Source organism: Roseateles cavernae (assembly GCF_040187885.1).
GTDB classification, from domain to species: domain Bacteria; phylum Pseudomonadota; class Gammaproteobacteria; order Burkholderiales; family Burkholderiaceae_C; genus Roseateles_E; species Roseateles_E cavernae.
The window spans coordinates 492,404-513,821 of sequence record NZ_JBDPLH010000003.1 but is presented as its reverse complement, the minus strand read 5'-3'; the positions used below and the strand labels follow the sequence as shown (position 1 = coordinate 513,821).

Sequence of the window (21,418 nt, the reverse complement as noted above, 5' to 3'; positions counted from 1 at the left end):
CCTGCGGGCCACCCAACATAAAGAAACGCCGCGCCGGGTTGCCCCGGGGCGGCGTTTTTCATTGGAGCTGGGTGTGGATCAGGCCAGGCGCTCGACCGCCGCCAGATAGCGCGGGTTGCGCATCAGCTCGTCCCAGGTCAGCGGCACGGTCTGCGGCAGCAGGTCCAGGCGGCGCGATTCGCTATCGGGCTCGGGCGTCCATTGGCCCTGGGCCTGGGCGGCCGTCAGGCCCTCCAGCAACTCGTCGATGGCCTCACCCTGGCCCACATTCGACTGGTTGCACAAGAGCACCAGATCGCAGCCGGCCGTCAGCGCGGCCAGTGCCGCCTCGGTGAAGCCGACCGGGCGGCCTTCGATCACGCGGGCGCCGGCCATGCCCAGGTCGTCGCTGAAGATCGCACCGCCAAAGCCCAGGCGCTCGCGCAGGATCTCTTGCAGCCAGCGCGGGCTGAAGCCGGCCGGACGCGCATCGACCTTGGGATAGATCACATGGGCCGGCATCACCGCCGACAGGCTCAGGCCCAGCCATTCATAGGGCTTCGCGTCCTCGGCCAGGATGGCCTTGAGGCTGCGCTTGTCCACGGGAATCGCCACATGGCTGTCGGCCTTCACGAAACCATGGCCGGGGAAATGCTTGCCGCAGCTGCTCATGCCGGCCAGCAGCAGGCCTTGCATCAGGCTCTTGGCCAAGAGGCTGACAACGCGCGGGTCGCGGTGGAAGCTGCGCTCGCCGATCACACTGCTCTCACCGTAATCGAGGTCCAGCACCGGCGTGAAGCTGAAGTCGACGCCACAGGCGCGCAACTCGGCGGCCAGCACAAAGCCGGTGGCCGTGGCCGCGTCGGTAGCACGCAAGGCGTCCGTCATCCACAGCTCGCCGAGTGTGCGCATGGCCGCCAGCTGGGTGAAGCCATCGGTCTTGAAGCGCTGCACCCGGCCGCCTTCATGGTCGACCGCGATCAGCACATCGGGGCGGATGGCCTTGATCTCGGCGCACAGCGAGGTCAGCTGAGCGCGGCTCTCGAAATTGCGGCCAAACAGGATCAGGCCACCGACCAGCGGATGGGCCAGGCGGCGGCGGTCGTTGGCGTCCAGGCTCAGGCCGGCCACATCCAGCACCACGGGAGCATGCATTTCGTTCATCGTCAGGTCTTCACTCTTTGGTTTCGACCACCACGAAGGCGGCCGCGTATTCGGTCTCGTCGGTGACGGTCACATGGGCTTTGAGGCCCTTGGCCTCGAACCACGCAGCCAGCTCGCCATGCAGGCGGATCTCGGGCTTGCCACTCGCAGCCTTGACGATCTCGCAGGCGCGCCAGGTCATCGGCATGCGCATGCCCATCCCGATGGCCTTGGAGAAGGCTTCCTTGGCCGAGAAGCGGGTGGCCAGGTAGGCCACCCCGCGCGCCTCGACCTTGGCGCGGCGTTCCCGAAACACCGCCATCTCATGCGGGCCCAGCACCTTCTCGGCAAAGCGCTCGCCGCGCCGGGCCAGGGTGTCGCGGATGCGGCGGATGTCGCAGATGTCGGTACCGATGCCGTAAATCATGAGGAGGCGTAGGCCTTCTGGATCGCGCGCTGGTAGTCGCGCACGGTTTCGGTATAGCCCAGCTCCAGCGCATCGGCGATCAGCGCGTGGCCGATCGATACCTCCTGCACGCCGGGCACGGCGCGCAGGAAGCTCGTCAGGTTGTCGCGGCTCAGGTCGTGGCCCGCGTTGATGCCAAGGCCCACGGCCAGCGCGGCCTCGGCCGTGCGCGTGAACCCGGCCAGCACGGCGGCCTGGCGTTCGGTGCCAAAGGCGCTGGCATAGGTCTCGGTATAGAGCTCGATGCGCTCGGCGCCCAGCTCGGCCACCAACGGCATGGCCTCGGGACTCGGATCCATGAAGAGGCTGACGCGCACGCCCAGGCTCTTGCACTCATCGATCAGCGGGCGCAGCCGCGCCATATCGGCGGGCAGGCTCCAGCCATGGTCCGAGGTGAACTGGTCCTCGCTGTCGGGCACGAAGGTGACCTGATGCGGACGCAGCTGGCGCACGAAGTCCATCAGATTCTGGGTCGGATTGCCCTCGATGTTGTACTCGGCCTGGGGCCAGGTCTTGAGCAGCTCGGCCAGCTCGTGCACATCAGCGGTTCGGATATGGCGGCCATCGGGCCGCGGATGCACCGTGATGCCCTGGGCACCGGCCAGCAGGCACAGCTCGGCCGCGCGCGTGACGCTGGGGAGCCCCAAGTGCCGGGTGTTGCGCAGCAAGGCCACCTTGTTGACATTGACCGACAGCGCGCAGCGCGCAGCGTGGTGCGAAGAGGATTCGGGAGCAACCAAAGGGTTCATCGTCTTCAATCCAGCAGTTTCTGCACGTCCAGCATGACCTGGCGCGTGCGCAGGGGTTTGTGACCCAGATGATAGTGAAGCAAGGCACGCAGCCCGGTCTTGAGCGCCGGCAAGACCGGCGCACAGGACTGCTGCAGCGCGGCCATGCTGCCGTGCAGCAGCGCCGCCTGCAGCTGGACCAGGGTGGCGCCGGTGAAGCTCGCCGAATCGGCTGCGGGCACGACCACGCCGGACTCGGGCGACAACATGTAATGCCGCTGCAGGTCCAGTGGCGCCTGCGTGAGGCTGGACAGGCTCAGGTCCGGCAACAGGCCCAGCTCCATCAGCAGGCGCAGCTCGAAGGCACGCAAGGCCGCCTGCGACTGCGCATCCTCGCGGGCATGCAGCTGCGGCAGGGTCTGGGCATAGGCATCGAACAGCGCCGGATGCGGGTCCTGGCGGGCCAGCAGTTTCAGCAGCAGCTCGTTGAGGTAGTAGCCGGAGAACAGTGCCGCGCCGGCCGGCATCGTCGCGCCGCCGGCCCACTCGGCACCGCGCAGGGTCACGACCTCGGCCGCGCCCTCGGTGCCCTTGGCCGGCTTGGACAGGCTGACCTGGATGCGCTGGAAGGGCAGCAGCACGGCGCGCAGCTGCGAATAGGGGCGCTTGGCACCCTTGGCCACCACGGCCAGCCGGCCTTGCTCACGGGTGAAGAGGTCCAGCACCAGGCTGGTTTCGCTCCAGTCGTAATGGTGCAGGACGAAGGCCTGCTGGACGGCCGGAACGCGCGGGCCTCGGGGAGGCATTACTCGTAGCCGTAGGAGCGCAGATGCTCTTCGCTATCGGCCCAGCCCGAGCGCACCTTGACCCACAGCTCCAGGAAGACACGGCCCTCCATCAGGTGCTCGAGCTCCTGGCGCGATTCGGAGCCGATGCGCTTGAGCAGCTCGCCGCCCTGGCCGATCACCATGCCTTTGTGGGCATCGCGCTCGACAACGATGGAGGCCGAGATGCGGCGCAGCGCGCCCTCGTCTTCCCATTTGTCGATCACCACGGTCGAGGTGTAGGGCAGTTCGTCGCCGGTCAGGCGGAACAGCTTCTCGCGGATGATCTCGCTGGCCAGGAACTTCTCCGAGCGGTCGGTCAGCGCGTCCTCGTCGTAGAACCATTCCTGCTCGGGCAGATAGGGCTTGAGGATCTTGAACAGACGTTGCACATCGCTTTGCTTCTTGGCCGAGATCGGGATGAACTCGCTGAAGTTGCGGCGCTCCTGCATGCTCTTGAGCCAGGGCGCGAGTTCGGCGCGGCGGTGCACGGCGTCGAGCTTGTTGGCGATCAGCACGACCGGCTTGTCCTCGGGCAGCAGGGACAGCACCTTGGCATCGTCCAGGCCGAAACGGCCGGCCTCGACGACGAACAGCACCAGGTCCACATCGGACAGCACACCGTGCACGGTGCGGTTCAGATTGCGGTTCAGCGCGGCGTTGTGCTTGGTCTGGAAACCGGGCGTGTCGACAAAGACGAACTGGGCCTCCTCGACCGTGCGCACGCCGGTGATGCGGTGGCGCGTGGTCTGGGCCTTGTTGGAGGTGATGCTGACCTTCTGACCCACCAGCGCATTCAGCAGGGTGGACTTGCCGACATTGGGGCGGCCGACGATGGCGATCAGGCCGCAGCGCTGGGCCGTGCCGTCGGGCATCTTGCCACCGCTAGGCTTGGGGGCGGCATCGGTGGACAGCGAGGTCGCGCCCGAGCCGGCGGCCGGTATCGGCGGGAGGGTGTAGCCGGTCGCAGGCGGCTTGCCCTCGGACGCGGAGTCGTCCGGGGGCGTGGTGTTGTCGGTCATGGGGTGTCGGCGCGAGGCCGCTCCTTAGTCGCGCAAGCCAGAGCCTGGCTTGTCGCGGGCAATCAGTTCGTCGAGCAGTCGACGGGCGGCATCTTGTTCGGCGGCGCGGCGCGAACGCCCTTCGCCACGCTTGGCCAGGCTCAGTGCGGGCACTGCGCACTCGACCTCGAAGGTCTGGGCATGGGCCTGGCCGCGGGTTTCGGTGATGCGGTAGGTCGGCACGGCCAGGCGGCGCGCCTGCAGCCACTCCTGCAAGGCGGTCTTCGCGTCCTTGCCCCAGTTGTCGGTGCCCGAGTTCGCGATCAGCTCGCCAAACAGGCCACGCACCACCTCCAGCGCGGCCGGATAGCCGCCATCGACAAAGGCCGCGCCGATCACCGCTTCCAGCGCATCGGCCAGGATCGACGGGCGCTGCGCGCCGCCTCCCTTGGCCTCGCCCTCGGACATGCGCAGCACTGCCGGCAGCCCCAGCTGGACGGCCAGCTTGTGCAGGCTGTCCTCGCGCACCAGGTGCGCGCGCACGCGAGTCAGATCGCCCTCGTCCGAACCGGCGAATCGCTCGTACAGCAGGCTGGAAACGGCCAGGCTCAGCACCGCGTCGCCGAGGAACTCCAGGCGTTCGTTATGGTCGGCGCCAAAGCTGCGATGCGTCAGCGCGCGTGCGAGCAGACCGACTTCGGCGAAGTGGTAGCCCAGGCGTTGCTGCAATGACTGGTGGGTCGGATTCATGCGCGAGCTCTGGCTTACTTCGACTGGCCCTGGTACTTCAGCAGCAGGAAGGCAGGGCCGGCCAGTTCGATCTCCTTCTCGTAGGAGAAGGAGATCTGCACCCGGTCATTGTCCTTGCTGACCACCAGGTCCGAGCCACTGATGCTGACGATCGAATACTCGACCTGCTTGACGCGGTCAAACTCCTGGCGCACCGCCGGCACGGTGGCCGGATTGCCCTTGGCAATGCGGGTGATCACGCCCTGTATCGTGTAGTACTCGAGCACGCTGGGAAACACCCGCATGCCGACCACGGCCGTGCAAGCGATCAACACGCCCCAGAACAAGAGGCCGAACAGGCTGATACCGCGTTGCTGATTTCTTGTGGCTGGCTGGCGCATCGATCTTCTTCCCTTGTCGTTGTGGTTCAAGCCGCAGCGCCTCAGAACGAGGTACCGACGCGCTTGAGGTTACCGAAATTCATCCAAACCACAAAGGCCTTGCCGACGATGTTCTCGTCCGGCACAAAGCCCCAGAAGCGCGAATCGCGCGAGTTGTCGCGGTTGTCGCCCAGCACGTAGTAGTGGCCGGCCGGCACCTTGCAAGTCACGCCCTCGGGGCTGTACTTGCAATTGTCCTGGAACGGGAACGGACCATCGCGGCGGTCGGCCCGGAACAGCGGCGAGCGCTTCGGGTCAACCAGGATCTGGTGCTCCTTGTCGCCGAGCTTCTCCATGAAGCGCGCGCGATAGGCCAGGCTGTCCTCGTCGTAGTAGTCGCCCTGGGGCTGGACCGGGGCCAGTTGGCCGTTGATATAGAGCTTCTGGTTCAGGTAGCTGACCTCGTCGCCAGGGATGGCGGCGACGCGCTTGATGAAGTCCAGGCTGGTGTCCTCGGGGTAGCGGAACACCATCACATCGCCGCGCTTCACGTCGTTGTTGGCGATGATCTTCTTGTTCAGCACCGGCAGGCGCACGCCGTAATGGAACTTGTTGACCAGGATCAGGTCACCCACCAGCAGGGTCGGCACCATCGAGCCGGACGGGATCTTGAAGGGCTCGAACAGGAAGGAGCGCAGCAGGAACACCATCAGGATCACCGGGAACAGGCCGGCGGTCCAGTCCAGCCACCAGGGCTGGCGCAGCACGGCCTCGCGCGCGCTGCTGACATCGCTGTCGACCCGGGTGATGCCCTGGCCGGCCAGCTTCTCGCGGCGCTGCGCGTCGGCCTCCAGCAGCTGGGCCGCCGCACGCTCGCGCGCGGGCTGGAAATGGAAGCGCTCGGCCAGCCAATAGGCCATCGTCACGCTGGTCAGGATGAAGAGCAGCAGCGCGAAGTTGCCGCTCCAGTAGCCGGTGTACCAGCCGCCCAGATAGGCGATCAGGGCGGCATAGAGAATTCCGGTCAGAGCACTCATTGATCGTCGGTCGCTTCTAATTAATCAGTCTTCAACTTGGAGAATGGCCAGGAAGGCTTCTTGCGGCACCTCGACCGAGCCGATCTGCTTCATGCGCTTCTTGCCGGCCTTCTGCTTTTCGAGCAGCTTGCGTTTGCGGCTGATGTCGCCGCCGTAGCATTTTGCCAGCACGTTCTTGCGCATCGCCTTGATGTTCTCGCGGGCGATGATGTTGGAGCCGATGGCCGCCTGGATCACCACGTCATACATCTGGCGCGGAATGTGCTCGCGCATCTTGGCGGCCACGCCGCGGCCGCGGAACTGGCTCTGCACCCGGTGCACGATGATGGACAGCGCGTCGACCTTGTCGCCGTTGATCAGGATGTCGACCTTGACGACGTCGGAGGCACGGTACTCCTTGAACTCGTAGTCCATCGAGGCATAGCCACGCGAGACCGACTTCAGCTTGTCGAAGAAGTCCAGCACGATCTCGGCCAGCGGCATCTCGTAGGTCAGCATGACCTGGCGGCCGTGGTAGGCCATATTGATCTGGTTGCCGCGCTTCTGGTTGGCCAAGGTCATCACAGGGCCGACATAGTCCTGCGGCATGTACAGGTGCACGGTGACGATGGGCTCGCGAATCTCCTGCAGCAGACCCAGGTCAGGCATCTTGGACGGGTTCTCGACCTCGATCACCGTGCCGTCATTGAGCAGCACCTCGTAGACCACGCTGGGCGCGGTGGTGATCAGGTCCTGGTCGAACTCGCGCTCCAGCCGCTCCTGCACGATCTCCATATGCAGCAGGCCCAGGAAGCCGCAGCGGAAGCCAAAGCCCAGCGCCTGGCTGACCTCAGGCTCGTAGCGCAGCGAGGAGTCGTTGAGCTTGAGCTTCTCCAGCGCGTCGCGCAGCTGGTCATACTCGCTGGCCTCGGTCGGATAAAGGCCGGCAAACACCTGGGGCTGGATCTCCTTGAAGCCGGGCAAGGCCTGCTCGGCCGGACCGAGGTTGTTCGGCAGCTTCTTTTCCAGCGTGATGGTGTCGCCCACCTTGGCCGCCTGCAGCTCCTTGATGCCGGCGATGACGAAACCCACCTCGCCGGCGTTGAGCTGCTCGCGCTTCTCGGACTTGGGCGCGAACACGCCCAGGTGTTCGGCCGGGTAGACCGCGTTCGACGCCATCATGCGGATGCGCTCGCCCTTGCGGAGCGTGCCGTCGACCACGCGCACCAGCATCACGACGCCCACATAGGCGTCGTACCAGCTGTCGATGATCATTGCCCGCAGCGGCGCATCAAACACACCCTTGGGCGGAGGCATGCGCGCGATCACCGCCTCGATGATCTCGTCGATGCCCATGCCGGTCTTGGCGCTGCAGGGAATCGCGTCGGTCGCGTCGATGCCGATCACATCCTCGATCTCGGCCTTGGCGTTGTCGGGATCGGCGCTGGGCAGATCCATCTTGTTGAGCACCGGCACCACCTCGACGCCCAGATCCAGCGCGGTGTAGCAGTTGGCCACGGTCTGTGCCTCGACACCCTGGCTGGCATCGACCACCAGCAGCGCGCCCTCGCAGGCCGACAGCGAGCGGCTGACCTCGTAGGAGAAGTCCACATGCCCGGGCGTGTCGATCAGGTTCAGGTTGTAGGTCTTGCCATCCTTGGCGGTGTACTGCAGCGCCGCGGTCTGGGCCTTGATCGTGATGCCGCGCTCGCGCTCGATGTCCATCGAGTCCAGCACCTGCGCCTCCATCTCCCGGTCCGAGAGCCCCCCGCAACGTTGAATGATGCGATCCGCCAGCGTGCTCTTGCCGTGGTCGATGTGGGCGATGATGGAGAAATTGCGGATGTGGTTCATGGACTCAATCTCGGCCTCGAGCGGCCGAAGCTTCAACGGCGCAGCCGTTGCATGGAAGGCTCATATCGCGAAGCGATGTGAAGGCCCGCGAGGGCCGTGCCGGACATAAAAAAAAGGCACGTCGAAACGGTGACGCGCCTTCCAACAAAACTTATGGCAACTGCTTGTTGGGCTTTCATTGTAGCCAAAAGCCCCCGGCTGAAAACCGCGGCGTCCCCGGATTTGCTGCCGTTGCGGTCCGCCAACATCAAATTATCAACAGCTTATCCACAAGATGCTGTGGATGGCCTGGGGATAGTTTGAGCCAGCTCGCGTTTGCATTGTGCGGCGCGCACAAAGCCCGCCGGACAAGGCTTGATTCTATCTGACCAGCTCCGCAATCGAGCCTCGAGCAGGAAAAGTTAGCAAGCGCCAACCCATCATGTCCACACAGCAAGCCCTGTCGCGATTCCACCAAGTGGAAAGACCCGGCGCCGCTGTCGGGCGCCGGGCCAGCGGCCGCAGGCTCAACGACCGGGTTTGACCAGCACGAAGTTGACCGCGCCGCCCCGACGCACCAGCATGGTGATCTGCTTGGCCTTCTCCAGCTTGGCGACCACGGCCTGGAACTGCTTGACACTGCTGATCTCGGTGTTGTCCACAGACAGGATCAGATCGCCCTCACGCAAACCGGCGCGCGCCGCCGCTCCCTCGACCGCTTCGACGCGCACGCCGTTGCGCAGCTTCAGCTCGCGTTTCTGGGCCTCGGTCAGCTCGACCACGGTCAGCCCCAGGGTCGGCGTGGGCTTGGCGCTGGGCTCGGCGGCGCGGCGCGGGCTGTCATCCTCCAGCTCGGCCACCGTGATGCTGAGATCCTTGTAGGCACCGCGGCGGAACACCTGCATCGTGACCTTGCTGCCGGGCTTGGTGGCACCGACCACGCGGCGCAGATCGCTGGCCTTCTCGACCGCCTTGCCGTCAAACTTGACGATCACATCGCCACCCTCCAGACCGGCCTTCTCGGCCGGGCTGTCCTCGACGATGTTCTGCACCAGCGCACCCTGCGGTTTGCCCAGGCCGATGGCCTCGGCCACCTCCTTGCTGACATCGGTGGGCTGCACGCCGATACGCCCGCGTATCACCCGGCCCGCGCTACGCAGTTGGTCGGAGACGCGGATGGCCTCGTCGATCGGGATCGCGAACGAGATGCCCATGAAGCCGCCCGAGCGGCTGTAGATCTGCGAGTTGATGCCTATCACCTCGCCGCGCATATTCAGCAAGGGGCCGCCCGAATTGCCCGGGTTGATGGCCACATCGGTCTGGATGAAGCGCAGGAAGTCACCGGTGTCGCGCGCCTTGGCGCTGACGATGCCAGCCGTCACCGTGCTGTCGAAGCCAAAGGGCGAGCCTATGGCCAGCACCCATTCGCCGACGCGCAGCCGGTTCACATCGCCGATCTTGACCGCCGGCAGACCGGTCGCCTCGATCTTGACCACCGCGACATCGGTGCGTGCATCGGCGCCGATGAGCTTGGCCTTGAACTCGCGCTTGTCAGGCAAGGTGACCCAGACCTCGTCGGCGCCGTCCACCACATGCGCATTGGTCATCACCAGGCCGTCGGCACTGAGAATGAAGCCGGAGCCGACACCGCGGCGCTGCGGCTGCTCGTCCTCGTCGCCGCCGCGCGGCGTGCCGGGACGCTGATTGGGCAGCGGGATGCCGAAGCGGCGCAGGAACTCCAGCATCTGCTCATCCATCTCCGGCGTGCCGGCCGCCCGGCGCACGCGCTCCGAGGTGCGGATATTGACCACCGAAGGCGCCGAGCGTTCGACCAGCTCGGCGAAGTCGGGCAGCTCGCGCGCCTGCGCCAAGGCCTGCCGGGGCGCCACGCTCAGACCCAGGCCGAGCGAGAGGACGGCCGCTGACAGCAGCGCGGCAGACCAGCGCGACAGGGCATGACGGGGATCAGAGCTTGTTTGCATGATGAGGAAGGGTGGGCTTTCGGACGGGTGAGGATGACACAAGCGCTGCTCGGTCGCTTGGTCGAGGTTTTGGCGATCTTGCCGCAAGACGGCGGCTTTTGTCAGGCCACTCGGGTCAGGCCACTATGGCTGCGGCGCGGGACCATTGTCTTTAGTCACAGCCGGCTCGGGCGGCAGCTCCATCAGCAGCGCATCGCCGGCAAGCCCGGCCGATTGAGCAAAAGACAGGGCCGGTGCCGGCACCAGCGCTGGCCTGGCGGATGGCGCGGCCGCCAGGACCTCGGTCGGTGGCGAAGGAAGAAACACCGGCAGGCTCGTCAGGCCGGCCGCCAAGGCAACGAAGCCGGCGGCCACGGCCGCGGGCGCCAGCCAGCGCTGCACCCGGGCCTGCGGTGCAACGATGCGCGGCTCGGCCAGCAGCTGCGGCCGCAAGCGGGCCAGCAGGTCCTGGCCACGGCCCATCTCATGCGCCAGTTCGGCCGAGCGCAGACTGTCCCCGATCAGCTGATAGGTCTGCCATTGCTCGCGCAAGCCTTGCTCGGGCCAGGCGCGCAGCAGCGCGCTGGCCTCGGCGGCATCGGCCTCGCCATCGGCCAGCGCCGACAGGGCCGGACCGAGCAGGCTCAGACTCTCAGGCCGGGGTTCGGAACTTCGCATCGCACACTCCATCTTCAAGCTCATTTCACCAGCGCTCGCCCTCGCGAGTGCCCAGCAGCGGCCGCAGCCGCACGGCGACCGCCTCGCGGGCCCGGTAGATGCGCGATCTGACCGTGCCCGCCGGGCAGCCCATCAGGCTCGCGATCTCGTCATAGCTCAGGCCTTCGACCTCGCGCAGCAGCAAGGCTTGCCGGAATTCGTCCGGCAGCGCATCGACGGCCGCATTCACCGCCACGCCCAACTCCTTGCTGGACAGCAGCGACTCGGGCGTTGCGCCATCACTTAGTACGCTGTCGACGGCAAAAGTTTCCTCGTCCTCATCCCCCGACTTGAGGGATGCCTCGCTGAGCAGCGGGTCGCGCCGGAGCTGGACCAGGGCTTTCTTCGCACTATTGACCGCGATGCGGTGCAGCCAGGTGTAGAAGGCGCTCTCCCCCCGAAAACCCGGCAGGGCGCGGTAGGCACGCAGAAAAGTCTCCTGCGCGATATCGGCCACCAGATCGACATCGCGCACCATGCGCGCGATCAGGCGTTCGATGCGCCGCTGATACTTGAGCACCAGCATCTCGAAGGCCTCGACGTCGCCGCGCTGGACGCGCTCGACCAGCAGCCGGTCGGGATCCGGCTCGTTCATGGTTCGGGACTCGGGGCGGTGCGCGCCGAGTAGAGAGTCGCCCGCAGCTGGGGCCATTGCGCGGCACAACTCGTGCGCGCCAGCGGCAGGTAGCAAGGCAGGCGCGAGCGCAAGGCCAGGCGCAGCAGCAGCCAGGCTCCCAGATCGATCACCACCCGGGGGCGCACCGGCGTCTCGTCAAGCCACCATTGCTGGGCGTCCCAGCGCAAGTTCGCGGGTCGTGTGCGGCCGCATCGCCAGCCCAGCCAGCCGGCACCGGGCAGCAGCAGCGCGCCGAACAGGAGCCAGCCCAGCCGAGGAATGGCGGGCAAGCCCAGCCCGGACTGGCTCATCAGCGCGGCCAGCAAGGCGCCGCCGGCCAGCACCGCCAGCGCGGCCATCAATACACACCAGGCCCGATCGGGCCCGACGGTGATCTGGAATGCGCTCGCCTGGCGCTGGGCCGGCATGGCCCCGGCCTCAGACGCGCTTGAAGATCAGCGTGCCGTTGGTGCCGCCGAAGCCGAAGTTGTTCTTCGCGGCGTAGTCGATCTTCATCGGCCGCGCCTCATTGGCGCAGTAGTCCAGGTCGCACTCGGGATCCTGGTTGAAAATATTGATGGTGGGCGGTGCCACCTGGTTGTGCACGGCCAGGGCGGTGAACACCGACTCGATGCCCCCGGCCCCGCCCAGCAGATGGCCGGTCATGGACTTGGTCGAGCTGATCACCATCTGCTTGGCATGATCGCCGAAGGCCAGCTTGATGGCATTCGTCTCGTTCACATCGCCCAGCGGCGTCGAGGTGCCGTGGGCATTCATGTACTGGATCTGATCGGGGTTGAGTCCGGCGTTGCGCAGGGCCGCCCGCATCGAGCGCTTGGGGCCGTCCACATTCGGCGCGGTCATGTGATACGCGTCCGCACCCATGCCGAAGCCAGCCAGCTCGCAGTAGATCTTGGCGCCGCGCTTCTTGGCATGCTCATACTCTTCGAGCACCAGCACACCGCCGCCCTCGCCCAACACAAAGCCGTCTCTATCCTTGTCCCAGGGGCGGGACGCGGTCTTCGGGTCGTCGTTGCGGGTCGACAGCGCGCGCGCTGCGGCGAAGCCACCGACGCCCAGCGGCGACACGGTAGATTCGGCACCGCCGGCGATCATCACGTCGGCATCGCCGTATTCGATCAGCCGGCCGGCCTCGCCGATGGCGTGCAGGCCGGTGGTGCAGGCCGTCACGATCGCCAGATTCGGGCCTTGGAAGCCGAACTTGATCGAGACATGGCCGGAAATCATATTGATGATGGAGGCCGGCACGAAGAACGGCGAAATGCGGCGCGGGCCGCGATTCGTCAATTCCGCGTGGGTCTCTTCAATCATCGGCAGGCCACCGATACCGGAGCCCACCAGCACGCCGATACGCTCGGCCTGCTCTTCCGTCAACTGATCGCCCGTGGGCAGGCCCGCGTCCTGCACCGCCTGTATGGACGCCGCCAATCCGTAATGGATGAAGGTGTCCATCGTCCGCGCTTCCTTGCTGGAGATGTAGTCTCCGACATTGAAGCCCTTCACCTCGCCAGCGAACTGGCAGGCAAAGGTCGAGGCATCGAAACGGGTGATGCGGTCAATGCCGGACTGGCCGGCCAGGATATTGGCCCAGCCTTCAGCCACCGTGTTGCCCACGGGGCTGATCAGACCAAGTCCGGTAACAACGACACGACGACGGCTCATGCGGTACGGGGATCAGTTAAGGAAATGCCAGAGCGCGAGGCTCAGGCCTTCTGGTGCTTGACGGCGTAGTCGATCGCCAGCTGCACGGTGGTGATCTTCTCGGCTTCTTCATCGGGGATTTCGATGCCGAACTCGTCTTCGAGGGCCATCACCAATTCCACGGTGTCGAGCGAGTCAGCGCCCAGGTCGGCCACAAAGGCCTTCTCGTTGGACACATCGGACTCAGGCACGCCGAGTTGCTCGGCGATGATTTTCTTGACACGTGCTTCGATATCGCTCATGACTCCTCCAGGAGGGGTTTGCTAGGAACAGCCCGGGATTCTAAGGCCTCTAGGGTGACGCGCCTAAGTCAAGGCAAGACATCACGTCCAGCGGTCCTTCACCGGCCGGGCAAATCCGGTGGGTGGGTGTCTGAAACACCCACCTCAATTCATGAACATGCCTCCGTTGACATGCAGTTCGCTGCCGGTAATGTAGGCGGCTTGGGCCGAGGCCAGAAATGCGACGGCGGCGGCGATCTCCTCGGGTGCGCCCAGGCGCCCCACCGGGATCTGCGCCAGCAGCGCGGCTTTCTGTGCCTCGGGCAGGACTTCGGTCATGTCGGTGGCGATGAAACCGGGCGCCACGCAGTTGACGGTGATGCCACGGCTGCCCAGTTCGCGGGCCAGCGAACGGGTCATGCCCGCAACGCCGGCCTTGGCCGCCGCGTAATTGGCCTGGCCGGCATTGCCGGATGCGCCGACCACCGAGGTGATGTTGATGATGCGGCCATAGCGCTGCTTCATCATGGTGCGCATCACCGCGCGGCTCATGCGGAACACGGCTTTCAAGTTGGTGTCCAGCACCGCGTCCCAGTCCTCGTCCTTCATGCGCATGGACAAGGTGTCGCGGGTGATGCCGGCATTGTTGACCAGCACCTGCAGGCCACCATCGGTCTTGACGATGGCATCGACCGCCGCCTCGCAGGCGGCCGCATCATTGACGTTCAGCACCAGGCCGCGACCGCCCAGCGGCGCCAGGGCTTCGCCGATGGCGGCGGCGCCGGCTTCGCTGGTGGCCGTGCCGATCACGGTGAAGCCTTGGCTCGCCAGATGCAGCGCAATCGCGCGGCCGATGCCGCGGCTGGCGCCGGTGACCAGGGCTGTTTGTCGGGTATCGCTCATGGGTTCAGGACAGCAGATTCTTGGCTTCGGCCAGCGAGGCCGGGTCCAGCACCGTGGTGCTGATGATGTCGGCATCGATACGCTTGGCCATGCCGGCCAGCACCTTGCCGGGGCCGCATTCGATCAGGGTGTTCAGGCCGCGCGCCTTCAGCGCCTGCACCACCTCGACCCAGCGCACCGGGCCGAAGGCCTGGCGGTACAGCGCATCACGCAGCGCATCGGCGCTGTCGGTGACGGCCACATCGATGTTGTTGATCACCGGGAAGGCTTGGGGCAAGAAATTCACTGCGGCCAGCTGCTCGCGCAGGCGCTCGGCCGCCGGCTTCATCAGGCTGGAGTGGAAGGGTGCCGACACCGGCAGCGGCAGCGCGCGCTTGGCCCCCAGCGCCTTCAGCGCCTCGGCGGCCTTCTCGGCACCGGCCTTGCTGCCGGCAATCACCGTTTGCTTGGGGTCGTTGAAGTTCACCGCCTCGATCACCTCGCCGGTCTCGGCCGCCACCTGCAGGCAGCCGGCGCGCACGGCCTCGCCGTCCAGGCCCAGGATGGCGTACATCGCGCCGACGCCCACCGGCACGGCTTCCTGCATGGCCCGGGCACGGAAGCGCACCAGCGGCAGCGCATCGGCCAGACTCAGGGCACCGGAGGCCACCAGGGCGGTGTACTCGCCCAGCGAATGCCCGGCGGCCGCGGCGGGCAGCAGGCCGGTCTCGGCAATCCAGGCGCGGTAGCAGGCAATGCCGGCGGTCAACATCACCGGCTGGGTGTTGGTCGTCAGGTCCAGCTGTTCCTTCGGGCCGGCCTTGATCAGGGCGCCGATGTCCTCGCCCAGCGCAGCCGAAGCCTCGGCCAGCGTGCGAAGCACCTCAGGATGGTCACCCCAGGCGTCCAGCATGCCGACGGCTTGCGAGCCCTGGCCCGGGAACACGAATGCAAACTTTGCGCTCATAGCAGTCTTGTTTCTTCTCTCGTCAGAAATCCAGCAGCACCGCGCCCCAGGTGAAGCCGCCGCCCACACCTTCCAGCATCACGGTGTCGCCGCGTTTGACCTTGCCACCGCGCACCGCCACATCGAGCGCCAGCGGAATCGAGGCGGCCGAGGTGTTGCCGTGCTCGTCGACGGTGACGATCAGCTTGTCCAGCGGCATCTTCAGCTTCTTGGCCGTGCCCTGCATGATGCGGATATTGGCCTGGTGCGGGATCAGCCAATCGATGTCGGCCTCGCTGCGGCCGGCCTTCTCCAGCACCGAGCGCGCCACCTTCTCCAACACGCCCACGGCCAGCTTGAACACCGCCTGGCCGTCCATCTTCAGCAGCGGATCGCCCAGCACCTGGCCACCGGCCACGGTGCCCGGCACGCACAGGATGCCGGCATGGCGGCCATCGGCGTGCAGCTCCGACGCCAGGATGCCCGGCTCGTCGCTGGCGCCCAGCACCACGGCACCCGCGCCGTCGCCAAACAGCACGCAGGTCGTGCGGTCCTTGAAATCGAGGATGCGCGAGAACACCTCGGCGCCGATGACCAGGGCCTTGGCTGCAGCACCGGTCTTGATCATCGAGTCGGCCACCGTCAGCGCATAGACAAAGCCCGAGCAGACGGCCTGCACATCGAAAGCGGCGCAGCCGGCCACACCCAGCTTGTGCTGCAGCAGGGCGGCGGTGGACGGGAATACCATGTCCGGCGTCGAGGTCGCGACGATGATCAGGTCGATCTCGTCGGCAGCCACACCGGCCGACTCCAGCGCCGCACGGGCGGCCGGCAGGGCCAGGTCGCTGGCCGCCACACCGTCGTCGGCAAAGTGCCGCGCATGGATGCCGGTGCGTTCGACGATCCATTCATTGGAAGTCTCGATGCCGTCGCGTGCCAGCTGGGCCGCCAGATCGGCATTAGACAGACGCTTCGGGGGCAGATAGCTGCCCGTGCCGAGAATGCGGGCAAATCTTGGCTTCGATGAGGGAGTTGTCATGCGGCTTGGGCGGCGTCGGCCACCTTGTCTCCTGCATCGCCCTGGGCAGCGGCCGGCATGGCCTGCAGCGTGGCGATGATGCGATCATGAACCCGGTCCAACAACCGGTTGCGGGCGGCATCATACGCCCGGTTCAAGGCCTGCTCGAAGGCGTAGGCATCGGCCGAACCATGGCTCTTGAACACCAGGCCGCGCAGGCCCAGCAGCGCCGCGCCGTTGAAGCGGCGATGATCGACGCGGCCCTTGAAGCGCTTGAGCACCGGCATCGCCAGCACTGCAGCCGCCTTCGTCAGCCAATTGCGGCCAAACTCTTCCTTGATGATGGTCGAGATCATGGTCGCCAGACCCTCGGCCGTCTTCAGCGCGACATTGCCGACAAAGCCGTCGCAGACCACCAGATCGGTCGTACCCTTGAAGATGTCATTGCCTTCGACATTGCCGTAGAAGTTCAGCTGCCCGGCGGCATCGGCCTGACGCAGCAACTCGCCGGCGCGCTTGATCGTCTCGCTGCCCTTGATCACCTCTTCGCCGATATTGAGCAGGCCCACGGTCGGCTCTTCGCGACCCTCGACCGCCGCCACCAGGGCCGAGCCCATCACCGCGAACTGCAGCAGGTGCTCGGCCGTGCAATCGACATTGGCCCCCAGGTCCAGCACGGTCGTGTAGCGACCGGTCTGGTTGGGCATCACGGTGGCGATGGCCGGGCGGTCGATGCCCTCCAGCGTCTTCAGCAGATAGCGGGCCACCGCCATCAAGGCGCCGGTATTGCCGGCCGAAACGCAGGCCTGGGCTCGCGGCGCGGCGCCGTCAACAGCCTTGAGCTGGTTGATCGCCACACGCATCGACGAATCCTTCTTGCGGCGCAAGGCCACTTCGACAGGATCGTCCATGCTGACCACCTCGCTGGCGGCCACCAGATGACAGCGCGGCCATTGCGCGGCAGCGGCCAGCGCCTCGGGGCGCCCGACCAGCAGCAACTCGGCCTCGGGATGCTTGTCCAGAAACGCCCGGCAAGCCGGCAGCGTCACCGAAGGGCCATGGTCGCCGCCCATGCAGTCGACGGCCAGGCGAAGGGGCGCACCAGCGCTTGAATCAATTGGGAACATCGAGGCAGGAGGAGGTATGACAGCAGGCCTCAGGCCCTTGCTGCGAATGTGCGGACCTTACGCGAGCCCAGGCCTGCGGACAAGCGGGTGCACCCGGGACGACAAAGCCACACACCAACACCAAAACCCGGCACTGCACGGAACAGGCCGGGTTTTGCGCTTATCACCTGTTCGGGCGCCGCGGCTCAGGGCCGGCGGCACAAGCCGATTTAGGCGTCAGCCTTGGTCTTCAGGACCTTGCGGCCACGGTAGAAGCCGGTCGGGCTGATGTGGTGACGCAGATGCACTTCGCCGGTGGTCGGCTCGATCGCGGTGCCCGGATTGACCAGAGCATTGTGCGAGCGGTGCATGCCACGCTTGGAAGGCGACTTCTTGTTTTGCTGAACGGCCATGAAAATTCTCCTAGAGCTGCGGTGATGGAAGGCTTGCAGGCCAGACTTGTTCAAGCCTGCTTACCGCTGCCCAGCTTCCGCTCACTTCCGATGCCCCGGTTCGTTCTTGTCATGCGCACCACGCGCCAAGCACAGGCCCCTGCCATGCGCAAATGACCCCTGAACCGGGAAAGCCCGCGATTCTAGCACGCACCAGAGATTTCTCCCAAGCGCTGCTTAGCCATCACTTCTTCTTCAGTGCCGCCAGCACGGCAAACGGATTCGGCCGCTCCTCTTGCTCCGCATGCTCGGCATCATCCGACGGCAAGGGGAGCGCCTGCGGGCAGACCTCGTGACGGGGGACAAGTGGCAAATCCAGCAGGAGCTCATCCTCGACCAGCTCACGCAGATCCAGGCTGCGCGGCAAGGCCAGCACATCCTCCTCGCTCTCTGCATCCAGGCTGGCGGCTTCGCTCTCATCACGCGCGAAGCGGAACCAACGCTCGAACTGGATGGCCTCATGAACCGGCTGCAAGCAGCGCTGGCAAGTCAGCGCCGTGTTCGCCGAAGCCTCCAGGTGCAGCCAGGTCTGCGGCTCGCTGCCGCGCGGCTTGCGCTGCTCGCCGCGCGCCGACCATTGCACGTCCGGCCAGCCGCTGGCCGGCGCCTCGGGCGCGGCGGCATCGGCCAGCCGAATGAGCTCGGCAGCCGGCCATTGCCCCTGCAGGCTGGCGGCGTCGCGCGCAAAAGCGGCGACATCCAGTTTGCGCGGATCGAGTTCGCGCGCGGGCTTGGAGCTGGAACGGATAGTCATGGCGCAAGTGTACGAGGCGCGGCAATGGGAAAATCGCGACCATGCCCATCCCAGACACCCACGAGCGCCGACTGATTCTCGGCTCCAGCTCCCCCTATCGCCAGGAACTGCTGCGCCGCCTGCGCATTCCGTTTGACGTCGCCAGCCCCGACATCGATGAGACGGCTTTGCCCGGCGAAGCGCCGGCAGCGCTGGCAACGCGACTGGCCTTGGCCAAGGCGCAGGCCGTGGCCAGGCAATACCCCGAGGCCATCGTGATCGGCTCCGATCAGGTGGCCGATCTGCACGGCCAGGCCCTGGGCAAGCCCGGCACCCATGAGCGCGCGCGGGATCAGTTGCACGCCATGAGTGGCCAGCCGGTGGTTTTTCACACGGCGCTGGCCGTGGTCTGCGCCGCGCAGGATTTCACCGCGCAAGACCTGGCCCCGGTGCGGGTACGCTTTCGCACACTCGGCGCCGCAGAGATCGAGAACTATCTGCGCGCCGAACAACCCTATGACTGCGCCGGCAGCGCCAAGGCCGAGGGCCTGGGCATCGCGCTGCTGAGCAGCATCGAGTCCGACGACCCGACAGCCCTGATCGGCCTGCCCTTGATACGCACCTGCCGGCTTTTGCGCCAGGCCGGCATCGAGCTGCTGACCGGAGCCTCGGCATGAGCGGCAAACTCTATCTGGTGCCCAACACCCTGGACTTCGGCGTCGCCGACGCAGAGGTCGATCTCCAGGCGGTGCTGCCGCTGCATGCCATTCAGATCGCAGCGCGGCTGGGCTATTGGGCGGCGGAGAACGCCAAGACCACCCGCGCCTTCCTGAAGCGGGTGGATGCCGTCACACCGTTGACTCAGCCCTTGCAGAGTCTGCAGATCACCGAGCTGCCGCGCCCGCCCAAAGGGCAGGCGACCGGAAAAACCGCCGGCGACCAAAGCAAGGCCTGGAGCGAGTTGCTGGCGCCGGCACACGCCGGCCATGATGTCGGCCTGATCTCCGAAGCCGGCCTGCCGGCGATCGCTGACCCCGGCGCCCATCTGGTGGCGGCCGCCCATGCCGAAGGCATTGAGGTGGTGCCACTGAGCGGCCCGAGCTCGCTGCTGCTGGCGCTGGCGGCCAGTGGGCTGAATGGCCAGAGTTTCGCCTTCGTCGGCTATCTGCCGGTCGACGCGGCAGCGCGCAGCGCGCGGATCCGCGAGCTGGAGGCGCTGTCGCTGCGTCAGCAGCAAACACAGCTGATGATCGAGACACCCTACCGCAACGAGGCCCTGCTGCAAGCCCTGCTGACCCAGCTGAAGCCGCAAACACGGCTGTCGGTCAGCTGCGGCCTGAGCCTGGTCCAAGGCTGGACCCGCAGCGCCACGGTGGCGCAATGGCGGGCCAAGCCGCAGAGCCTGCCGGACAAGGTGCCGGCCGTGTTTGCCTTGCTGGCCGGCTGAGGGCTCAGGAGTCGGCGGTGGCCGGCTGCGCCGGCTTGGCACCGAACAGCGCGGCGACCCGCTTCTTCGGCTTGATATAGGGCGACAAGCCCTTGCCGCCACCCATACCCGCGGCGGGCGTGGTCTTCTCCCAGGACGGCGACTCGCTGCTGGCGCTGGGCTCGTAAGGCTTGTCGAAGAAGGGATCGCGCGAAGACGGGCGGTGCGCAGCGCGAGGCGCTGCAGCATAGTCCGAGCGAGGTGCGGCCGGGCGATCATCGCGCTCGCTGCGCTCGGGCCGCTCGGTACGCACATGGCGGCGCGGCCGCTCCTCTTCCAGCTCAATCGCGTCCAGGTCGATCTTGCGTTTGATCAGCTTCTCGATGTCGGCCACCAGACGGGCATCGGACTTGTTGACCAAGGTCACCGCAATGCCCGAGGCGCCCGCACGACCGGTGCGGCCGATGCGGTGCACATAGTCCTCGGCATTGAAGGGCACATCGAAGTTGAACACCGCCGGCAGGTCGGCGATGTCCAGGCCGCGTGCCGCAACATCGGTGCACACCAGCACATCGACCTCGCCGCGCTTGAACGCGTCCAGCGCCTTCAGTCGCTCGTCCTGCGACTTGTCGCCATGCAGGGCATTGGTGCGCAGGCCATCGCGCTCGAAGGAGCGCGCCAGACGGGCGCAGCCAAGCTTGGAGTTCACAAAGACGATCGCCTGGCGGATCTCGCGATCCTTCAGCACCTTCAGCACCGCCGCTCGCTTGTCCTCGTCGGCCACGCTGTAGAACAGCTGCTCGACATTGGTGGCGGTCGCATTCGGGCGCGCCACCTCAACCAGGATCGGCGACTGCAGATAACTCTCGGCCAGGCGCTTGATCTCGGGCGAGAAGGTGGCCGAGAACAGCAGGGTCTGGCGGGTCTTGGGCAGGAAACTCAGGATGCGCTGCAGATCCGGCAGGAAACCAATGTCCAGCATGCGATCGGCCTCGTCCAGCACCACATACTCGACCTGGTTGAGCACGCAGTTCTTGGCCTCGATGTGGTCCAGCAGACGCCCCGGCGTTGCGATCAGCACCTCGACCCCGGCCTTGAGCTGCAGCGTCTGCGGCTTCATGTCGATGCCGCCAAACACCACCGCCGTACGCAGATTGGTGTGCTTGGAGTAGGCTTTGACATTGTTGGCCACTTGGTCGGCCAGTTCGCGCGTCGGCGCCAGCACCAGTGCACGCACCGGATGGCGAGCGGGCGAGGCACTGGCGTTCTCGTGCTTGAGCATGCGCTGCAGCAGCGGAATCGAGAACGCAGCCGTCTTGCCGGTACCGGTCTGGGCCGCGCCCATCACGTCCCTGCCCTCCAAAACGATGGGAATCGCCTTGGCCTGGATCGGTGTCATGCTGGTGTAGCCGGAGTCGGCGACAGCGCGCAGGAGCTTGGGATCCAGGGGAAGGGTGTCGAAGCGCGCCGGAATAGGTTCGGGAGCAACTTCGGGGATTTGGGTGTCATTCATCCCCTG

At 66.2% G+C, this 21,418-nt stretch carries 24 protein-coding genes; 2 read left to right on the top strand and 22 right to left on the bottom strand.

All coding sequences use genetic code 11. The features are described 5' to 3' along the window. Positions 1–78: 78 nt before the first annotated feature. The 21 genes from nagZ to ABGI63_RS12910 all read right to left on the bottom strand — a co-directional run bounded on the left by nagZ (position 79) and on the right by ABGI63_RS12910 (position 18,494). A complete protein-coding gene (gene nagZ / locus ABGI63_RS13010; protein WP_349742798.1) occupies positions 79–1,143 on the bottom strand; it encodes a beta-N-acetylhexosaminidase in 1,065 nt (354 codons plus the stop codon). 10 nt (positions 1,144–1,153) lie between these two features. Beyond that, positions 1,154–1,549 carry a holo-ACP synthase gene (gene acpS, locus ABGI63_RS13005; protein WP_137943022.1) on the bottom strand — a complete coding sequence of 132 codons (396 nt, stop codon included), beginning with the start codon at positions 1,547–1,549 and terminating at the stop codon, positions 1,154–1,156. Continuing rightward, positions 1,546–2,337: a pyridoxine 5'-phosphate synthase gene (locus tag ABGI63_RS13000; RefSeq protein ID WP_349742797.1), complete on the bottom strand. Its 792-nt coding sequence runs from the start codon at positions 2,335–2,337 to the stop codon at positions 1,546–1,548. The genes acpS and ABGI63_RS13000 overlap by 4 nt, the downstream gene beginning before the upstream one ends. Before the next feature lie 5 nt (positions 2,338–2,342). Further along, a complete protein-coding gene (gene recO / locus ABGI63_RS12995; protein WP_349742796.1) occupies positions 2,343–3,122 on the bottom strand; it encodes a DNA repair protein RecO in 780 nt (259 codons plus the stop codon). Beyond that, positions 3,122–4,162, bottom strand: a complete 1,041-nt coding sequence (gene era / locus ABGI63_RS12990; RefSeq protein WP_432767411.1) for a GTPase Era — start codon at positions 4,160–4,162, stop codon at positions 3,122–3,124. Before era ends, recO begins: the two co-directional genes overlap by 1 nt. Positions 4,163–4,186: 24 nt before the next feature. Then, on the bottom strand, positions 4,187–4,891 hold the full coding sequence (gene rnc / locus ABGI63_RS12985; RefSeq protein WP_272644675.1) for a ribonuclease III: 705 nt from the start codon (positions 4,889–4,891) through the stop codon (positions 4,187–4,189). A gap of 14 nt (positions 4,892–4,905) precedes the next feature. After that, the gene (locus ABGI63_RS12980; RefSeq protein WP_349742795.1) at positions 4,906–5,271 is read right to left on the bottom strand and encodes a DUF4845 domain-containing protein; all 366 of its coding nucleotides are present in this window, start codon (positions 5,269–5,271) and stop codon (positions 4,906–4,908) included. A gap of 41 nt (positions 5,272–5,312) precedes the next feature. Then, positions 5,313–6,287 carry a signal peptidase I gene (lepB, locus tag ABGI63_RS12975; protein WP_349742794.1) on the bottom strand — a complete coding sequence of 325 codons (975 nt, stop codon included), beginning with the start codon at positions 6,285–6,287 and terminating at the stop codon, positions 5,313–5,315. 24 nt (positions 6,288–6,311) lie between these two features. Continuing rightward, entirely contained in the window at positions 6,312–8,120 is a 1,809-nt protein-coding gene (gene lepA, locus ABGI63_RS12970) for a translation elongation factor 4 (protein ID WP_349742793.1), read from the bottom strand. Positions 8,121–8,626: 506 nt separating this feature from the next. Continuing rightward, positions 8,627–10,081 (bottom strand): DegQ family serine endoprotease, encoded by a 1,455-nt coding sequence (locus ABGI63_RS12965; RefSeq protein WP_349742792.1) that lies wholly within the window; start codon positions 10,079–10,081, stop codon positions 8,627–8,629. Positions 10,082–10,204: 123 nt separating this feature from the next. Further along, on the bottom strand, positions 10,205–10,738 hold the full coding sequence (locus ABGI63_RS12960) for an RseA family anti-sigma factor (RefSeq protein ID WP_349742791.1): 534 nt from the start codon (positions 10,736–10,738) through the stop codon (positions 10,205–10,207). 25 nt (positions 10,739–10,763) lie between these two features. After that, complete coding sequence (rpoE, locus tag ABGI63_RS12955; protein ID WP_349742790.1) at positions 10,764–11,372, bottom strand: RNA polymerase sigma factor RpoE; 609 nt, start codon at positions 11,370–11,372, stop codon at positions 10,764–10,766. Next, positions 11,369–11,821: a hypothetical protein gene (locus tag ABGI63_RS12950; RefSeq protein ID WP_349742789.1), complete on the bottom strand. Its 453-nt coding sequence runs from the start codon at positions 11,819–11,821 to the stop codon at positions 11,369–11,371. The genes rpoE and ABGI63_RS12950 overlap by 4 nt, the downstream gene beginning before the upstream one ends. Positions 11,822–11,831: 10 nt before the next feature. After that, positions 11,832–13,076: a beta-ketoacyl-ACP synthase II gene (gene fabF / locus ABGI63_RS12945; protein WP_349742788.1), complete on the bottom strand. Its 1,245-nt coding sequence runs from the start codon at positions 13,074–13,076 to the stop codon at positions 11,832–11,834. A gap of 41 nt (positions 13,077–13,117) precedes the next feature. Then, entirely contained in the window at positions 13,118–13,357 is a 240-nt protein-coding gene (acpP, locus tag ABGI63_RS12940; protein ID WP_137943034.1) for an acyl carrier protein, read from the bottom strand. Positions 13,358–13,501: 144 nt separating this feature from the next. Further along, the gene (gene fabG, locus ABGI63_RS12935; RefSeq protein ID WP_269837841.1) at positions 13,502–14,239 is read right to left on the bottom strand and encodes a 3-oxoacyl-ACP reductase FabG; all 738 of its coding nucleotides are present in this window, start codon (positions 14,237–14,239) and stop codon (positions 13,502–13,504) included. A gap of 4 nt (positions 14,240–14,243) precedes the next feature. Continuing rightward, positions 14,244–15,185: an ACP S-malonyltransferase gene (fabD, locus tag ABGI63_RS12930; protein WP_349742787.1), complete on the bottom strand. Its 942-nt coding sequence runs from the start codon at positions 15,183–15,185 to the stop codon at positions 14,244–14,246. Between the two features lie 22 nt (positions 15,186–15,207). After that, positions 15,208–16,203, bottom strand: a complete 996-nt coding sequence (locus ABGI63_RS12925) for a beta-ketoacyl-ACP synthase III (protein ID WP_349742786.1) — start codon at positions 16,201–16,203, stop codon at positions 15,208–15,210. Continuing rightward, positions 16,200–17,309 (bottom strand): phosphate acyltransferase PlsX, encoded by a 1,110-nt coding sequence (gene plsX, locus ABGI63_RS12920; protein ID WP_349742785.1) that lies wholly within the window; start codon positions 17,307–17,309, stop codon positions 16,200–16,202. Before plsX ends, ABGI63_RS12925 begins: the two co-directional genes overlap by 4 nt. Positions 17,310–17,518: 209 nt before the next feature. After that, complete coding sequence (rpmF, locus tag ABGI63_RS12915) at positions 17,519–17,701, bottom strand: 50S ribosomal protein L32 (protein ID WP_137943039.1); 183 nt, start codon at positions 17,699–17,701, stop codon at positions 17,519–17,521. A gap of 223 nt (positions 17,702–17,924) precedes the next feature. After that, entirely contained in the window at positions 17,925–18,494 is a 570-nt protein-coding gene (locus tag ABGI63_RS12910; protein ID WP_137943040.1) for a YceD family protein, read from the bottom strand. A gap of 41 nt (positions 18,495–18,535) precedes the next feature. Here ABGI63_RS12910 and ABGI63_RS12905 point away from each other — a divergent pair, with 41 nt between their 5' ends. Together ABGI63_RS12905 and ABGI63_RS12900 are read left to right on the top strand one after the other, a co-directional pair. Continuing rightward, entirely contained in the window at positions 18,536–19,150 is a 615-nt protein-coding gene (locus ABGI63_RS12905) for a Maf family nucleotide pyrophosphatase (RefSeq protein ID WP_349742784.1), read from the top strand. Then, a complete protein-coding gene (locus ABGI63_RS12900; RefSeq protein WP_349742783.1) occupies positions 19,147–19,920 on the top strand; it encodes an SAM-dependent methyltransferase in 774 nt (257 codons plus the stop codon). Before ABGI63_RS12905 ends, ABGI63_RS12900 begins: the two co-directional genes overlap by 4 nt. Positions 19,921–19,924: 4 nt before the next feature. On the opposite strand, the gene ABGI63_RS12895 is transcribed toward ABGI63_RS12900, so the two are convergent. Next, the gene (locus ABGI63_RS12895; protein ID WP_349742782.1) at positions 19,925–21,412 is read right to left on the bottom strand and encodes a DEAD/DEAH box helicase; all 1,488 of its coding nucleotides are present in this window, start codon (positions 21,410–21,412) and stop codon (positions 19,925–19,927) included. Between the last annotated feature and the right edge of the window lie 6 nt (positions 21,413–21,418).

Coding starts and splice junctions, on each gene's coding strand:
- nagZ (WP_349742798.1), bottom strand. CDS start 1,143: ATGAACGAAATGCATGCTCCCGTGGTGCTGGATGTGGCCGGCCTGAGC.
- acpS (WP_137943022.1), bottom strand. CDS start 1,549: ATGATTTACGGCATCGGTACCGACATCTGCGACATCCGCCGCATCCGC.
- ABGI63_RS13000 (WP_349742797.1), bottom strand. CDS start 2,337: ATGAACCCTTTGGTTGCTCCCGAATCCTCTTCGCACCACGCTGCGCGC.
- recO (WP_349742796.1), bottom strand. CDS start 3,122: ATGCCTCCCCGAGGCCCGCGCGTTCCGGCCGTCCAGCAGGCCTTCGTC.
- era (WP_432767411.1), bottom strand. CDS start 4,162: ATGACCGACAACACCACGCCCCCGGACGACTCCGCGTCCGAGGGCAAG.
- rnc (WP_272644675.1), bottom strand. CDS start 4,891: ATGAATCCGACCCACCAGTCATTGCAGCAACGCCTGGGCTACCACTTC.
- ABGI63_RS12980 (WP_349742795.1), bottom strand. CDS start 5,271: ATGCGCCAGCCAGCCACAAGAAATCAGCAACGCGGTATCAGCCTGTTC.
- lepB (WP_349742794.1), bottom strand. CDS start 6,287: ATGAGTGCTCTGACCGGAATTCTCTATGCCGCCCTGATCGCCTATCTG.
- lepA (WP_349742793.1), bottom strand. CDS start 8,120: ATGAACCACATCCGCAATTTCTCCATCATCGCCCACATCGACCACGGC.
- ABGI63_RS12965 (WP_349742792.1), bottom strand. CDS start 10,081: ATGCAAACAAGCTCTGATCCCCGTCATGCCCTGTCGCGCTGGTCTGCC.
- ABGI63_RS12960 (WP_349742791.1), bottom strand. CDS start 10,738: ATGCGAAGTTCCGAACCCCGGCCTGAGAGTCTGAGCCTGCTCGGTCCG.
- rpoE (WP_349742790.1), bottom strand. CDS start 11,372: ATGAACGAGCCGGATCCCGACCGGCTGCTGGTCGAGCGCGTCCAGCGC.
- ABGI63_RS12950 (WP_349742789.1), bottom strand. CDS start 11,821: ATGCCGGCCCAGCGCCAGGCGAGCGCATTCCAGATCACCGTCGGGCCC.
- fabF (WP_349742788.1), bottom strand. CDS start 13,076: ATGAGCCGTCGTCGTGTCGTTGTTACCGGACTTGGTCTGATCAGCCCC.
- acpP (WP_137943034.1), bottom strand. CDS start 13,357: ATGAGCGATATCGAAGCACGTGTCAAGAAAATCATCGCCGAGCAACTC.
- fabG (WP_269837841.1), bottom strand. CDS start 14,239: ATGAGCGATACCCGACAAACAGCCCTGGTCACCGGCGCCAGCCGCGGC.
- fabD (WP_349742787.1), bottom strand. CDS start 15,185: ATGAGCGCAAAGTTTGCATTCGTGTTCCCGGGCCAGGGCTCGCAAGCC.
- ABGI63_RS12925 (WP_349742786.1), bottom strand. CDS start 16,203: ATGACAACTCCCTCATCGAAGCCAAGATTTGCCCGCATTCTCGGCACG.
- plsX (WP_349742785.1), bottom strand. CDS start 17,309: ATGTTCCCAATTGATTCAAGCGCTGGTGCGCCCCTTCGCCTGGCCGTC.
- rpmF (WP_137943039.1), bottom strand. CDS start 17,701: ATGGCCGTTCAGCAAAACAAGAAGTCGCCTTCCAAGCGTGGCATGCAC.
- ABGI63_RS12910 (WP_137943040.1), bottom strand. CDS start 18,494: ATGACTATCCGTTCCAGCTCCAAGCCCGCGCGCGAACTCGATCCGCGC.
- ABGI63_RS12905 (WP_349742784.1), top strand. CDS start 18,536: ATGCCCATCCCAGACACCCACGAGCGCCGACTGATTCTCGGCTCCAGC.
- ABGI63_RS12900 (WP_349742783.1), top strand. CDS start 19,147: ATGAGCGGCAAACTCTATCTGGTGCCCAACACCCTGGACTTCGGCGTC.
- ABGI63_RS12895 (WP_349742782.1), bottom strand. CDS start 21,412: ATGAATGACACCCAAATCCCCGAAGTTGCTCCCGAACCTATTCCGGCG.